A 13,770-nucleotide genomic window follows, 5' to 3' on the forward strand; every position below is an offset into this window, starting at 1 on the left:
AAGTAAATAAAAAAGGCGCTATAAGCGCCTTTTTTATTGAATCTATCAAAAAATCAGAAGCGGTAACCGATTTTCATGCCATATGCGATTGCAGTGTTATCGGTGAACTCTCCTACAACATTAGGGCCTGCTTTAGCCTCAGCGTCACCTAACCACATATAGCGAACACCTGCTTGAATAAAGTAATTTTCGGCTGGGCTATATTGTCCACCTAAACCTACACCCCAGTAACCTTCGGTTGGTCCTAGTGTTGTTACAGGATTACCTGCACCTGAGTCATAACTTACTAAAGCAGAGCCAGACCATTTGTCGCTAAATTTACGGCCAACACCAACATTTGCAGACCATTGATCATCTGAGTAGTCAATCAAATTACTACCTGAGCGTAATTTTAATAAATTAGGTGTTACTGCAAATTGGCTCCAATTTACCCAGCGTACGTTAGCAAAGGCTAAAGTATTTGCTGCAATACCTGTTTGAAGATCTAAATTTACAGATTGAGGTGTTGTAGCTGTAACATCTGGTGAAAGAGGCGATGCAATAGTTCCAAATCCAAAGCTCTCTGTTGAATTTGCCTCATGATCGATTTCTGAACGATAAGTAATAGCTGCTTTTAAAGCAATTTCAGGGATTTGATAAGCGAAACCAGCAAGCCAGCCCCAAGCTTCTTCTTCATCAAGTTTAATATCATAGCCCGAATTTCCATAAGCTGCACCTCGTAATGCAATTTTAGCTTCTACAGTTTGCCAAACAGGTCCAGCATAAAAATTCCAGTTTTCAGTTGGTTGATAACCGATTAAAGCTGTAAGGTTATTAGTTTTTACTTCTACTTGAGTGCTTTCTCGTTGAGTACTAAGAGGATTTACTTGTGAAAAACTTACATTATTTGTTGGATAAATTGAATCGGCACCATAAGGTTGATCATAAATCAGACCTAAAGATATTTTATCAGTTGCTTGAACTTTAATAGCAGCAGATGGAAAGTAGTAGTCTTCTGCCATGTCGCTGATAGATTCATTACCTAGTTGAGGAATAGATTTTCCAGATACGCTAGGATCAATCACAGTAATACCTGCTTCAGCATAATTACCCGGCTGTAAAAAAGCAGAAATAGATTGACCAGAACGGTCTAGGCCAGCTGCTTGAACTGCAGAAAGAGGTAAAGTGCTAAGTAAAATAGCAGAATAAATTTTATTGAGCTTCATGGTACGTTCCCTGATGCCATCTGTAACAAAAATGTGCAGGAAAAGTAACATAATTTTAAAAAGAGTAAATACTCAGCTCTGTTGAAGAAATGAACTAAGGCGGTTAAGGAAAGAGCTTGCTTAGAGTTTTTATACTAACTTTATTAACTCAAGTGTATGAAAAATAGGAAATTTGATTTATTGAAAATAGTGTAAAAGAAATAAAACTTTATTAATTTTAATTGATGGCAAAATAATCGAATGATATGCAAGTGAATAAAAATAGAGTAAAAAAGTTAAAAAAACCACCCGAAGGTGGTTTTTTTATTAAGGATATCTTAGAAACGGTAACCCATTTTTAAGCCATATGCCCATGCTTTATTGTCTTCAAATTCAGCGACGTATTCAGAACTACCAGCTTGCGCGCCTGTTTGTGCTTTTGCATCACCTAACATGAAGTATTTAACACCACCCGCGATGAAAGTAGCTGGTGTTGGACTGTACTGAAGACCTAAGCCTACATTCCAATAACCTTCAGTTGGACCAAGTGTAGATACAGGGTTACCTGCACCAGAGTCCCAACCTACAGATACGTTACCAGCCCATAGATCATTAAATTTACGACCCACACCTACAGTTGCTGAAATTTGGTCATCTTCATATTCAACAAGATTGAAGCCATCTGGGCGATCCACAATAGGGCCAACTGCTTCTGATATTAGACCAAATTTATAAGGTTGAATTGAGAATTTAGACCATTCAACCCAGCGAACATTCGCAAAAGCTACAGTATTCGCCATAATACCTGTTTGGAAATCAAGGTTTACAGACTGTGGAGTAGTAATTTTTGTCTCACCACTTGCTGCTGCAATAGCTGCTGCTGCTGCTGCCCCATTTGGGAGCAAAGCTAAAGCTGGTAAGGTTGGAATACTTTCATTCATATTAACATCATGGTCAATTTCAGAACGATAAGTAATAGATGCTTTTAATGCAATTTCAGGAATTTGGTAAGCAAGACCGGCTAACCAACCTACAGAACTATCTTCTGGAATAGACGTATCGTAACCATTGTATAAGCTGTAAGCCTGACCACGTAATGAAACATTACCTTTGATCGTTTGGTAAACTGCGCCACCGTAAATATTCCAATTCTCAGTTGGTTGGAAACCTGCAATAAATGATAAATTTTGAGTATCTACTTCTACGCTTGTACTACCAGTTCCTAATAAGCCGTTGACATCAGCTAAACCAGCATCTACGCGTGCAGTTACCCCTGCAAGTACACCAGCATCAATTTGTGCTCTTACTGCATCAACAGTATTATACGCATTTAAAGTCCCAGTATACTGTGCTTGACCAATTGGAGTGGTTAAGTCAACACCCTGCGCTTGTAAAGCCGCTCCAACTCTTTGCTCTGGAGTCAACGCATTAAAGTTGGTATTAATTGTATTTTGACGAATTCCTGCTAACGCGTCAGGAGCTAAAATTGTATTCGTAGAATCGGAAACAAATACGTTATTACCTGTATAGGTAGCATCTGCTCCAAACGGTTGGTCATATAAAATACCAACTGAAAATTTGCTGGTTGGCTGAAATTTTAAAGCAGCACTTGGAAAATAATAATCACCCGCCATATCACTAATATTACGGCGAGTATCACTTGTTCCAGCTTCTTTACCAGATACATCTGGGTCTAGGACAGAAATACCTGCTTCAAAGTAATTACCTGGTTGTAGGAAGGCTGCAATAGATTGGCCTGAACGATCTAAAGCTGCTGCAAAAGCACCCGTCATTGGTACAGTTGCAAGAATCATTGCAGTAGTTAATGTTTTTAATTTCATTTACGTCTTTCCTTGAGGTACAAATTTATATCTAGCGTTGTTGTTTGCACTTATTAAATTCTTGGAGATTTCGGGTATTTATCCGCAATCATTTGTTACTCCATGTGACAAAAATAGCACAATTAAAATAAGAGTAAATGCTCTAGAAAAAACTAATTAGTCTAAAAAAGCATCAAAATAGAGTTTTTACACCAAAAAATAGCCTCATTTTGAAATAAGTATTTGAAAGTAATAGAAATAAAATAATGAGGAAAAAATGATTTTTTGTATAAAAAATATTCTAAAAATATGAAGATTAACGCTAATTTTTTGAAGTATAGATCACATTTTGAAAGGATGGTGCGCCCTGCGGGACTCGAACCCACGTCGGTCGCTTAGGAGGCAACTGCTCTATCCAGTTAAGCTAAGGGCGCGAAAAGAAGGCTATTGTACTGTAAAAAATACAAAAAAAAGTTATTGCCGAAGCAATAACTTTTAAGGACTCATAGCTACAGGAGTTGTCTAGGTATTTTTAGGCTTAAGTAACTTAAACAGACCGAACATGACCACGATCCAAAGCGGGATCATCAAAATAGATTCCTGGAATCCTTGCGTCCACATGATGTAAAGAATCGTAAGAATGAAACCTAGAACCAGAATATTACCCGCCGGAGACCAAAGCGCAGGAAAGGAAGTCTTCTGTCCTAGCTTTTTCATGCTTTGAATGAACTTGAGATGGGTCAGGGTAATCATGGCCCAGTTCAATACCAATGCACCGACTACGATGTAAATCAGATGACTTAAGGCATCTTCAGGCACGAAGTAATTAAGTAGTACACAGCCAAAAATCAGTACAGCAGAGAATAATACGGCAGGAATCGGCGTACCTTGCTTATTCACTTTCATGAAGACTTTAGGTGCATTTCCTTGTTGAGCCAGACCATAGAGCATACGGCTGTTGGCGTACATGCCACTGTTATACACAGACAGTGCTGCTGTCAGGATAATAAAGTTCAGTAAGTGTGCTGCCCAGCTAATTCCCAATTGACTGAAAATCATCACAAAAGGACTTTTGTCCAGACCACCAAGCTCAAGCTGATTCCAAGGCACGAGTGACAACAGAATTGTCAAGGCACCAACATAGAAAATCAGAATACGGAACACCACCTGATTAATGGCTTTCGGAATGGTTTTTTCCGGATTTTCAGCTTCTGCAGCCGCCATACCAATGAGTTCGATACCACCGAAGGCAAACATTAAGAATGCCAGCATGTAGAACAGACCTTCAAAACCATTCGGGAAGAAACCACCCGCGGTCCAAAGATTGCTAAAAGATGCGCCTGAAGAAGGATCAGCAGTCAGGATCAGATACAGGCCAAAGACAATCATCGAGATGACCGCAGTCACTTTAATGATGGAAAGCCAGAATTCTGATTCACCGTAGAATTTCACATTGCCGAGGTTGACCAGTGTAATCACGATAAAGAAAAACAATACCGATGCCCAGGCTGGAATATGAGGCCACCAGTAGTTAATATATTTCGCAACCGCAGTAAGTTCGGTCATGGCCACCAGGATATACAAAATCCAGTAGTTCCAACCCGCAAGGAAACCAGGGAATTTGCCCCAGTATTTATAAGCAAAATGGCTGAATGAACCTGCGACAGGTTCATGAACAATCATCTCACCCAATTGACGCATGATTAAAAATGCAATCAGGCCCCCAATGGCATAGCCTAAAATAATAGAAGGACCCGCAGATTGGATCACCTGTGCGGAACCTAAGAATAAGCCTGTGCCAATTGCACCGCCCATGGCGATCAACTGAATATGACGGTTCTTTAAGCCACGCTGAAGTTGTGAAGACTCGTTATTCAAAGTGTTCAGCCCGACAATGGAAAATGATAAGTGGCTGATTGTAATTGATCAGACTAAAGAAGCCTAGTCCATCCTAAGAATGAAATATTGTTGAAGGAATGATAAAAAATATTCATATAAATAACTGAAATAAAATATAAATGAATCAATATATTAATTTTATTTAAAGTGTAACTGACGAGTTCTCTTTTTTCTTGGATAAAACACAAATGCCGTTTTTTTATACTAAGGTCTGGCAGTCAAGCAGTTCTGCTTTCAACATACTATACTTTGAATATAAATATTGAATAACCCGTACGAAAACAAAGACAAGTCAAAGGATGAAATAATTCATGAGTTTTGCCGCCCAAATCAAGATTCCTGCCACCTATATGCGTGGAGGCACCAGTAAAGGTGTTTTCTTTAAGCTGGATGACCTGCCTATAGCAGCACAACAGCCGGGCCGGATTCGTGATCAGCTTTTGCTGCGCGTGATTGGTAGTCCAGACCCTTATGGGAAGCAGATTGATGGTATGGGTGGTGCCAGTTCCAGTACTAGTAAAACGGTCATTCTGTCAAAAAGCCTGCACGCTGATCATGATGTCGATTATTTATTTGGTCAGGTGTCAATTGATCGTCCTTTTGTGGACTGGAGTGGCAACTGTGGCAATCTGACCGCGGCAGTAGGTGCATTTGCCATTTCCAATGGTCTGGTTGATGCCGAACGTATTCCTGAAAATGGGTTGTGCACAGTACGCATCTGGCAGGCCAATATTCAGAAAACCATTATTGCACATGTGCCGATGCAAGATGGTCAAGTGCAGGAGCTGGGTGATTTTGAACTGGATGGCGTAACCTTTCCTGCGGCGGAAGTGCAGATCGAGTTTCTGGATCCAGCTGATGATGATGCTGAAGGTGGTTCGATGTTTCCGACAGGTAATCTGGTCGATACTTTGGAAGTGCCAAATATTGGCAACTTTGAAGTGACCATGATTAATGCCGGCATTCCAACCGTCTTTTTGAATGCTGGAGATCTCGGCTATAAGGGCACAGAGCTTCAGGATCATATCAATAATGACGTGGCAGCCCTGACAAAATTTGAAACGATTCGTGCCTATGCTGCGAAGCAGATGGGACTGATTCAGGATATTGCCGAAGCCGTAACCCGACAACACACTCCAAAAATTGCCTTTGTTGCACCACCGAGTAGCTATACCTCTTCAAGTGGCAAGACCGTCACTGAATCGGATACCGATATTCTGGTTCGGGCCTTGTCTATGGGTAAACTCCATCATGCCATGATGGGCACGGCTGCGGTGGCTATTGGTACAGCAGCTGCCATTTCCGGAACATTGGTGAACCGGGTCGCAGGTGGGGTAGAGCGTGAAGCGGTGCGTTTCGGTCATCCTTCCGGGACTTTGAGAGTGGGTGCACAAGCAAGTTTTGAAAATGGTGAGTGGAAAGTGAAAAAGGCCATCATGAGCCGGAGTGCCCGCGTCTTGATGGAAGGCTGGGTGCGCGTACCAGAAGATGTTCTCGCTTAAATGCCGTGCATACATTTAGCCTGAATAAAACCACCGATTCTGCGGTGGTTTTTTATGGTTTAAAATCTCTGACGTGCTTATTTGATGTTGAATAGCAAATTTCAGTAGAACAATTCAATTTATGGCTGAAAATTCAAGGCATTTCTAGGTACAATGCCTGATCAGCGTACAGGCATTTATTCGCTTGTCATTTTATTCTTCTGGACTACGTATTCGAGGCGAATGTGTCATCTATCACTGACGTATCAACCCATGCACTCACTCAAGCACAACACCGCATTCAACAGGATTTATTGACCGCTCTGGAAGCCTTTGCTATTCCGGAACCTTTAAGGTCGGCAGTTCATCATGTTGTGATGCTGGGTGGCAAGCGGGTACGTCCAGCGCTATGCTATGCCACCGCTGCATTAAAGCCTAACCAGAATAGTGCCGCAGTGCGCCGTGCAGCGGTTGCGATCGAGTTTATTCACTGCTATTCACTGGCTCATGATGATCTGCCATGTATGGATAATGATTTGCTGCGCCGTGGCCAGCCGACCTGTCATGTGGCTTATGGGGAAGATACCGCACTTTTGGCAGGTGATATCCTGCAGTCTATGGCTTTTGAAATTTTGGGTAGCCGTCTGTTTGATCAGGGGCCAGCGGTAGAAGCTTCCATTGTACTGAAGCAGATGCAGATTCTGGCAACCGCTTCTTCGAAAATGGTGAATGGCCAAGTTTTAGATTTGCAGTCTGAAGGCAAAAAAATCGATCAGCAAGCACTGGAAAATATTCATCGCAATAAAACCGGTGCTTTGATTAGCGCTGCGATCATGATGGCGGCGGTGACAATCTTTGAAGGCACCGATCTGGCCATTCCTAAATTACGTGAATTTGGACAGGCGATTGGTCTGGCCTTCCAGGTACAGGACGATATTCTGGATATTATTTCCGATACCGAAGTCTTGGGGAAAACAGCCGGCAAGGATGAACAGGTAGAGAAATCGACCTATCCGGCATTGATGGGGCTAGAGCAGGCCAAAGCCTATGCCGAGCAATTACATGATCAGGCGATCAATGCCTTGAACCATTTTGAAGGGGCGGAAGAGTTGAGGCAAATTACCCAGTTCCTGCTCACGCGCAAAAGCTGATTGGAACATTTTTTCTTCTCAGTTATAAGAGCATTCCATAAAAAAGAGGACTTGAAGTCCTCTTTTTTAGTTGCTACACAATTATTTGCTTTCGTTGTACAGGCGTTCAGCTTCTTCAAAGCGGTCGGTAATTTCTGCTGTTGGTGCTTTACCCATCAGGCTCACCACCACAATCGCCAGCATTGAACAGATAAAACCAGGAACGATTTCATACAGGCCAGTGTCAGCAAACAGGTTCTTCCAGAAAATAACTACGACTGCACCCACGATCATACCGGCCAAAGCACCATTCAAGGTCATGCGTTTCCAGAACAATGACAGGATAATCAGCGGACCAAAGGCGGCACCAAAACCTGCCCAGGCATAGGCCACTAGACCCAGAACTTTAGATTCAGGATTACCCGCCATCCAGATCGCCAGCAAGGCAATCAGTAGCACCATCAAACGGCCAACCCAGACCAGTTCTTTTTGTGAGGCATTTTTACGCAGGAAAGATTTATAGAAGTCTTCCGTTAGAGTACTTGAGCAGACCAATAGCTGACAGCTTAAAGTACTCATTACTGCGGCAAGAATGGCAGCAAGCACCACACCGGCAATCCATGGATTAAACAGGATTTTGGTCAGTTCCATAAATACCGTTTCAGGATTGGCATTCACTGCAGCGGCCAGTTCCGGATGCTGCTGGAAATAGGCGATCCCAAAGAAGCCGGCTGCGACTGCACCGCCCAGACATAGAATCATCCAGGTCATGCCAATACGGCGTGCATTTGGAATCGACTTGACCGAATCGGCTGCCATGAAGCGCACCAAAATATGCGGCTGGCCAAAGTAACCCAGACCCCAGGCGAGCAGAGAAATAATCGCAACAAAGCTCAGATCACCCAGAATATTCATTGCTTGAGGACGAGCAGCTTCCAGTGCCAAAGTTACCTGAGACATATCTGAAAATGCCATCAACGTCACGATTGGTGTCAGCAACAGGGCAAAGATCATCAGACCCGCCTGAATCGTATCGGTCCAGCTGACTGCCAGGAAGCCTCCAATAAATACATAGCTGATGGTGGCAATGGCACTGATCCAGAGTGCGGTACTGTAAGACATGTCGAACATGCTTTCAAACAGGCGTGCACCTGCGACCATGCCGGAAGCACAGTAAATCGCAAAGAAAATCAGAATCACGAAAGCCGAAACAATACGCAGGATTTTCTTCTGGTCGTTAAAACGATTCGAGAAATAATCCGGCAGGGTCAGGGCATTGTGCTGGACTTCGGTATGTACGCGTAAACGGCCAGCGACCAGTAGCCAGTTGAGCCAGGCACCAATAATCAGACCGATGGCAATCCACATTTCAGACAGACCGGAAAGATAAATCGCACCGGGCAGGCCCATCAGGAGCCAGCCACTCATGTCGGAAGCCCCTGCAGAAAGTGCAGTTACGAAACTCCCTAAACGTCGGCCCCCTAAGATGTAATCGGAAAAGTTGCTTGTCGCGCGATAAGCCATCAGGCCAATCACCACCATTGCGACAATATAGAAAAGAAAAGTAATTAAGGTTGGATTTAGGGAGCTCATACGGTATCCATTTTTAAGTTGGACAGTAGATCGAAACAAGGAATAAGATAGCTGCGAAAAGCTTTAATCCGAAAGCCAGGCAATATCAAATCCAGTAGATTTCAAAAATAAACGCGAAATTTAACCATAAATTCACATTTTTTGCTGAGATTTTCTTGTGCCAATAAAAATAGGCAACCCTCGGGCTGCCTATATATAAAGTCAAAAGATAAATTAGTTAGGGCGACCCATGACACCACGAATGGTATTCAGCACATCAGCAGGCAGTACCACGGTCTTGGCATTTGGCGACTTGGCCATATCCTGCATGGCTTTAATATACTGTTCACCCAGTAAATAGGCGACTGGAATTTCATTATCACCAATGGCAGACGTCACCATGTCAATTGCACGTTGTGAAGACTCCGCCAATACCACTTGTGCTTCGGCATCACGGCGTGACGCTTCGAGACGGCCATCCGCTTCCAGAATCGCGGCCTGTTTTTCACCGTCAGCTTTAGTCACAGTCGCACGACGCTGACGTTCAGCAGCGGCCTGTTCTTCCATCGCTGTTTGCATGGTGATAGATGGCTTAATATCCTGAATTTCAACAGTTTTTAAGGTAATACCCCAGTCCGAGATATCATCTGAAATACTGGATTTTAAGCGTGCCTTGATATGGTCACGTGAAGATAGCGCATCATCCAGATCCATTTCACCGACAATCGAACGCAATGAGGTTTGTACCAGGTTCTGAATCGCCCAGGAATAGTTTTCAATCCCGTACACGGCTTTTTCTGGTGTGGTCAGATTAATATAAGCCACGGCATTCATCAGCAGGACCGCGTTATCACGGGTAATCACTTCCTGTGAAGGAATATCCAGAACGATATCTTTGGTTGTGACTTTATAAGCGACTTCATCGACATAAGGAATGACAAAATTCAGACCCGGATTTAGCGTGGTGTGGTATTTCCCCAGACGCTGTACAATCCATTTGTAGCCTTGCGGCACAATCCGCACACCTTTAAATATGGTAATCGCAACAAAGGCCAGAAACGCGATAACAATGATAGAACCACCAGACATAGCTTATTCACCTTATTGATTTTGATAATTCGTGCTGTGAGGTTGTACGACCAGGTCATTACCCAGAATATCCACGACGCGAACGCGGTCTCCGACCTGAACTGGGTCCAGAGTTCGGCATTCCCATTCATCCGAACCTAAAACTGGCATCGGAAAGCGCACCCGGATTTGCCCATGATCCAGATTAGTCTGAATCACCATGCCCACCTGACCAATGGTCGCTTCACGCGATAGACCGGCTTTGGTCTTGTCAATGGAAAGTGGCTTGATAAACTTAAACCAGAGCAGCGTACACAGAACAGAAAGTACGATCCAGGTCAGGAGCTGGGTCGTTAGTCCCATCATCGGGAACATCCAGTACAGGACGCCAACCATGATGGCACCGATCCCGAACCACAGGGCAGCAAATGCGGGCAGCAGTAATTCAGACAGAATCAGAAGAATGCCTAATACAAACCAGTGCCAAGGTTCAAGAACTAATTCCATATCGTGACCTATATCGCTAAGTATTTAATTAATCATCATCTTTATATGATTGATCTTCAATGTAGCAGATGCGGCCGCAGATGAATATAAAAAATTCATGCATCAAAATTTTGCCGGACGTGGCGGTTTAAATGCCGCTGGCGACTGCTTAAAGTTGCTAATGGCTTTTTCAATAGTACGGATTTTCAGCTGAGCAGCCTTTTCACCTTCCAGAATGGTGGCATTGCTGGCTTTCAGGTCTAAAGTGCCGATATGGCCGACTTTAGGCTGGATCACCACAGTGGCCTGACTCAGCTCTTCATTAATACTTTGCTGTCCCATAATATTTAGGGTCTGATCCAGTACGCCCCACATATTCAAGGCTTTATTACCATCCGGACGGGCAGAAATATCCACAGCAATCACAATGTCTGCTCCCATATCTTTGGCCGTCTTGACCGGAATCGGACTGACCAGTCCGCCGTCAACATATTTGGTACCGCTAATCACGGCCGGTACAAATACATTCGGAATACTACAGGAGGCTCGGACCGCCTGTCCGGCATTGCCTTTAATAAAATCTGCTTTGCGGCCATTGTCCAGACGAGTGGCGACTGCCGCAAAACGAATCGGGAACTGCTCAATCGGTTTGTTCGCTACATTCTTGTTGACGAAATCCTGCAATTTTTGTCCGGCAATAATCCCTTGCCGGTTCAAGGTTAAATCGCGGATATCAGATTCTTTAAAATTCAGGGCAATCTGCTGTAACTGATAAGGCGATTTGCCACTGGCATACAGGCTACCGACAAAACTACCGGCACTGGTACCGGTGACGATTTTCGGTTTGATGCCGTGTGATTCGAGCACTTTAATGACGCCAATATGGGCAAAACCTTTGGCACCGCCGCCACCGAGGGCAATGGCGACGACAGGTTCACGGGCTTTTAATGGCGTGGCAGGCGTAGGTGTTTTAGTGGCTTTGTCACAGGCTGCAAGACTGAAACCAAGGCAGCCAATTAAGGCATAACGAGCTAATTTCATTATAAAAACTGGTGATTAAATCAACAAAATTCAGGCTATCACATCAAAAAAAGGCGTATTTGCCTAGTCTTTTTTCAAAAGCTTTTGTAACGGCTTGGCCACCCAGTCCAGATTTTTGGCCGAGAATTTACCTTGATAATGCTGATAAATCTGTTCCAGGTCGTATTCATAATCACCGGTCAGATGGTATACGCCCAGGATATGAATGGTCTTGATATCATAATCAAAGGAAAACATCACAATCGGCAAATGGGCTGCCTTGGCAATATGATAAAAACCGCTGCGAATTTTATCCGGTGCCTTACGTGAACCTTCCGGTGCCATACCGACCCAGATCTGTTCTGATTTTTCAATGATGTCTACAATCTGTCGGGTATGTCCTTGTGGACTATCACGTACCACCGGAACCACACCAATCCATTCCAGAACCGATTTTAGCGGTGTACGAAACAGGCTGTCTTTACCAAAAATCGTAATCTGAATACCAAGACCAAGTAGGGCGTTAAAACCGAGCCAGGCATCAATATTGGAGGTGTGCGGTGAAATAATCGTGACTGCTTTAGGTAAGTCTGGAAATTCGCCTTCTAGACGCCAGCCTTGGGCCAAAAAAAGCTGCCTGAAAAAAGTCCGGCTTAGCTTGCTGCCGCGGGCTGGCACATGCTGCGGGAGTTGGGGGAAACGTATTTGGGCCATTGCTTTTGTCCCTTCCTGAAACTAATTTTTCTTTATTTTTTATTATATTAGACTGTTGTAAAATCCGGATCATTGGCAAAATGTATAGCATCTTAAATGCTGGTGATGCATTTTCACCTTAAGGACTTAGCCTAAATATGCGGAATACCTATATTTTACTGTTTTCCCTATATTGGGCACAGGGGCTTCCGGTCGGATTTATGACGCATGCCTTGCCGGTCATTCTGCGAGCTGAAGGGGTATCGCTGGCGCATATCGGAGGCTTTGGCCTGTTAATGCTGCCTTGGTCGATTAAAATATTCTGGGCACCTTGGGTCGATCGTTATGGGAAGAAATCCCAAGGTCATTACCGTAGCTGGATTATTCCCTTGCAATGGCTGTCAGTTGCTGTCTTGATTGGACTTTCTTTTCTACCCATTCAGGCTTTGAATCAGCCGCTGTATTTACTGCTGTTTTTTATCATACTTTTGTTGATGAATGGTATTGGTGCGACGCAGGATATTGCCACCGATGCATTGGCGGTTAACATTCTGAATCATGAGCAACAGCATTGGGGCAATACCTTTCAGGTCATCGGTTCACGATTGGGATTTATTGTCGGAGGTGGGGCAATATTATGGTTGCTGGATCTGCTGCAATGGCAAAGTACCTTTCTGTTGCTGGCTGCGCTGGTTTTTCTTAATACTTTACCCATTTTATTTTTTAGAGAACCTCAGCATTCAAAAATTATCACGCCAGCTGATAAAGGACCTGCATTCAGCAATATAAAAACCTATTTTCAATACTTCTGGTCGGATTCAACCTTGGCTGTCTGGTTACTGGTTTTATTGACCTTTAAAATCGCCGATGGTTTATCCGGGCCTTTATTAAAACCTTTAATGGTAGATCTCGGACTGAGCTTTAGCCAGATTGGCCTTTATATCACCATGCTGGGAGCCTTGGCTGCCTTGATTGGAGCAGGACTGGCGGGCTGGTGTCTGAAGTACTGGTCTCGCAGCTCGAGTTTGATCGTTTTCTCAATTCTAAAAATATTAAGCTTAATGGGCTACGCCTGGCTGGCTGCCCAGTATGAAGCTCAAAACAAAGTAGAAAATTGGATCATTTATCTGATCAATGCGGCCGAAGACATGGTCTCAGCCATGCTTTTGGTGGTCATGTTGACCTTGGTCATGCAATACAGCCGTAAGCATCTGGCAGGGACAGATTTTACCTTTCAGGTTGCTCTGATGGCCACGGTGAGTGGGGGACTTTATAGCCTGAGTGGCATTTTTGGAGATGCTTTAGGCTATCAAAATTATCTGAATCTGATCGTGATCGTGGCAATTTTCAGTCTAATTCCAATTTTCCGATGGATGAAAGTTGCAGAAAAAGTATAAAATTTCTAAATAATCAACTG

At 43.6% G+C, this 13,770-nt stretch carries 11 protein-coding genes and 1 tRNA gene; 3 read left to right on the forward strand and 9 right to left on the reverse strand.

Annotated features, from left to right (window positions below; genetic code table 11):
- Nucleotides 1–53: 53 nt before the first annotated feature.
- From ACP7AK_RS09010 to ACP7AK_RS09025, 4 genes are all read right to left on the reverse strand, one after another.
- Nucleotides 54–1,205 carry an OmpP1/FadL family transporter gene (locus ACP7AK_RS09010; RefSeq protein ID WP_005247011.1) on the reverse strand — a complete coding sequence of 384 codons (1,152 nt, stop codon included), beginning with the start codon at nucleotides 1,203–1,205 and terminating at the stop codon, nucleotides 54–56.
- A gap of 317 nt (nucleotides 1,206–1,522) precedes the next feature.
- Entirely contained in the window at nucleotides 1,523–3,025 is a 1,503-nt protein-coding gene (locus ACP7AK_RS09015; RefSeq protein WP_184413590.1) for an outer membrane protein transport protein, read from the reverse strand.
- 337 nt (nucleotides 3,026–3,362) lie between these two features.
- Nucleotides 3,363–3,438 (reverse strand) — tRNA-Arg (locus ACP7AK_RS09020).
- Between the two features lie 88 nt (nucleotides 3,439–3,526).
- The gene (locus ACP7AK_RS09025) at nucleotides 3,527–4,882 is read right to left on the reverse strand and encodes an amino acid permease (protein ID WP_425879655.1); all 1,356 of its coding nucleotides are present in this window, start codon (nucleotides 4,880–4,882) and stop codon (nucleotides 3,527–3,529) included.
- 332 nt (nucleotides 4,883–5,214) lie between these two features.
- On the opposite strand from ACP7AK_RS09025, the gene prpF reads away from it, so the two are divergent.
- Together prpF and ACP7AK_RS09035 are read left to right on the forward strand one after the other, a co-directional pair.
- The gene (prpF, locus tag ACP7AK_RS09030) at nucleotides 5,215–6,405 is read left to right on the forward strand and encodes a 2-methylaconitate cis-trans isomerase PrpF (protein WP_425879657.1); all 1,191 of its coding nucleotides are present in this window, start codon (nucleotides 5,215–5,217) and stop codon (nucleotides 6,403–6,405) included.
- Nucleotides 6,406–6,629: 224 nt separating this feature from the next.
- On the forward strand, nucleotides 6,630–7,535 hold the full coding sequence (locus ACP7AK_RS09035) for a polyprenyl synthetase family protein (RefSeq protein WP_425879659.1): 906 nt from the start codon (nucleotides 6,630–6,632) through the stop codon (nucleotides 7,533–7,535).
- Nucleotides 7,536–7,616: 81 nt separating this feature from the next.
- Here ACP7AK_RS09035 and putP read toward each other — a convergent pair whose 3' ends face one another.
- The 5 genes from putP to ACP7AK_RS09060 form a co-directional block, all read right to left on the reverse strand.
- A complete protein-coding gene (gene putP, locus ACP7AK_RS09040; RefSeq protein ID WP_044111220.1) occupies nucleotides 7,617–9,107 on the reverse strand; it encodes a sodium/proline symporter PutP in 1,491 nt (496 codons plus the stop codon).
- 213 nt (nucleotides 9,108–9,320) lie between these two features.
- Entirely contained in the window at nucleotides 9,321–10,175 is an 855-nt protein-coding gene (locus tag ACP7AK_RS09045) for an SPFH domain-containing protein (protein WP_004279377.1), read from the reverse strand.
- Between the two features lie 12 nt (nucleotides 10,176–10,187).
- The gene (locus tag ACP7AK_RS09050; RefSeq protein WP_005104688.1) at nucleotides 10,188–10,661 is read right to left on the reverse strand and encodes an NfeD family protein; all 474 of its coding nucleotides are present in this window, start codon (nucleotides 10,659–10,661) and stop codon (nucleotides 10,188–10,190) included.
- Between the two features lie 102 nt (nucleotides 10,662–10,763).
- Nucleotides 10,764–11,681, reverse strand: coding sequence for a patatin-like phospholipase family protein (locus tag ACP7AK_RS09055; protein WP_425879662.1), 918 nt, complete (start codon nucleotides 11,679–11,681; stop codon nucleotides 10,764–10,766).
- 63 nt (nucleotides 11,682–11,744) lie between these two features.
- Nucleotides 11,745–12,374 (reverse strand): 1-acyl-sn-glycerol-3-phosphate acyltransferase, encoded by a 630-nt coding sequence (locus ACP7AK_RS09060; protein ID WP_425879664.1) that lies wholly within the window; start codon nucleotides 12,372–12,374, stop codon nucleotides 11,745–11,747.
- Nucleotides 12,375–12,511: 137 nt separating this feature from the next.
- Here ACP7AK_RS09060 and ACP7AK_RS09065 point away from each other — a divergent pair, with 137 nt between their 5' ends.
- Nucleotides 12,512–13,750, forward strand: coding sequence for an MFS transporter (locus tag ACP7AK_RS09065; protein WP_425879666.1), 1,239 nt, complete (start codon nucleotides 12,512–12,514; stop codon nucleotides 13,748–13,750).
- The last annotated feature ends 20 nt before the right edge of the window (nucleotides 13,751–13,770 follow it).

Source organism: Acinetobacter sp. TWP2-2-3 (assembly GCF_049896445.1).
Taxonomy (GTDB): Bacteria; Pseudomonadota; Gammaproteobacteria; order Pseudomonadales; family Moraxellaceae; genus Acinetobacter.

What these genes read in the sequence shown, in the direction of transcription:
- ACP7AK_RS09060 (WP_425879664.1), bottom strand. Translation starts at nt 12,374, where the DNA reads ATGGCCCAAATACGTTTCCCCCAACTCCCGCAGCATGTGCCAGCCCGC.
- ACP7AK_RS09050 (WP_005104688.1), bottom strand. Translation starts at nt 10,661, where the DNA reads ATGGAATTAGTTCTTGAACCTTGGCACTGGTTTGTATTAGGCATTCTT.
- ACP7AK_RS09055 (WP_425879662.1), bottom strand. Translation starts at nt 11,681, where the DNA reads ATGAAATTAGCTCGTTATGCCTTAATTGGCTGCCTTGGTTTCAGTCTT.
- prpF (WP_425879657.1), top strand. Translation starts at nt 5,215, where the DNA reads ATGAGTTTTGCCGCCCAAATCAAGATTCCTGCCACCTATATGCGTGGA.
- ACP7AK_RS09065 (WP_425879666.1), top strand. Translation starts at nt 12,512, where the DNA reads ATGCGGAATACCTATATTTTACTGTTTTCCCTATATTGGGCACAGGGG.
- ACP7AK_RS09010 (WP_005247011.1), bottom strand. Translation starts at nt 1,205, where the DNA reads ATGAAGCTCAATAAAATTTATTCTGCTATTTTACTTAGCACTTTACCT.
- ACP7AK_RS09045 (WP_004279377.1), bottom strand. Translation starts at nt 10,175, where the DNA reads ATGTCTGGTGGTTCTATCATTGTTATCGCGTTTCTGGCCTTTGTTGCG.
- putP (WP_044111220.1), bottom strand. Translation starts at nt 9,107, where the DNA reads ATGAGCTCCCTAAATCCAACCTTAATTACTTTTCTTTTCTATATTGTC.
- ACP7AK_RS09015 (WP_184413590.1), bottom strand. Translation starts at nt 3,025, where the DNA reads ATGAAATTAAAAACATTAACTACTGCAATGATTCTTGCAACTGTACCA.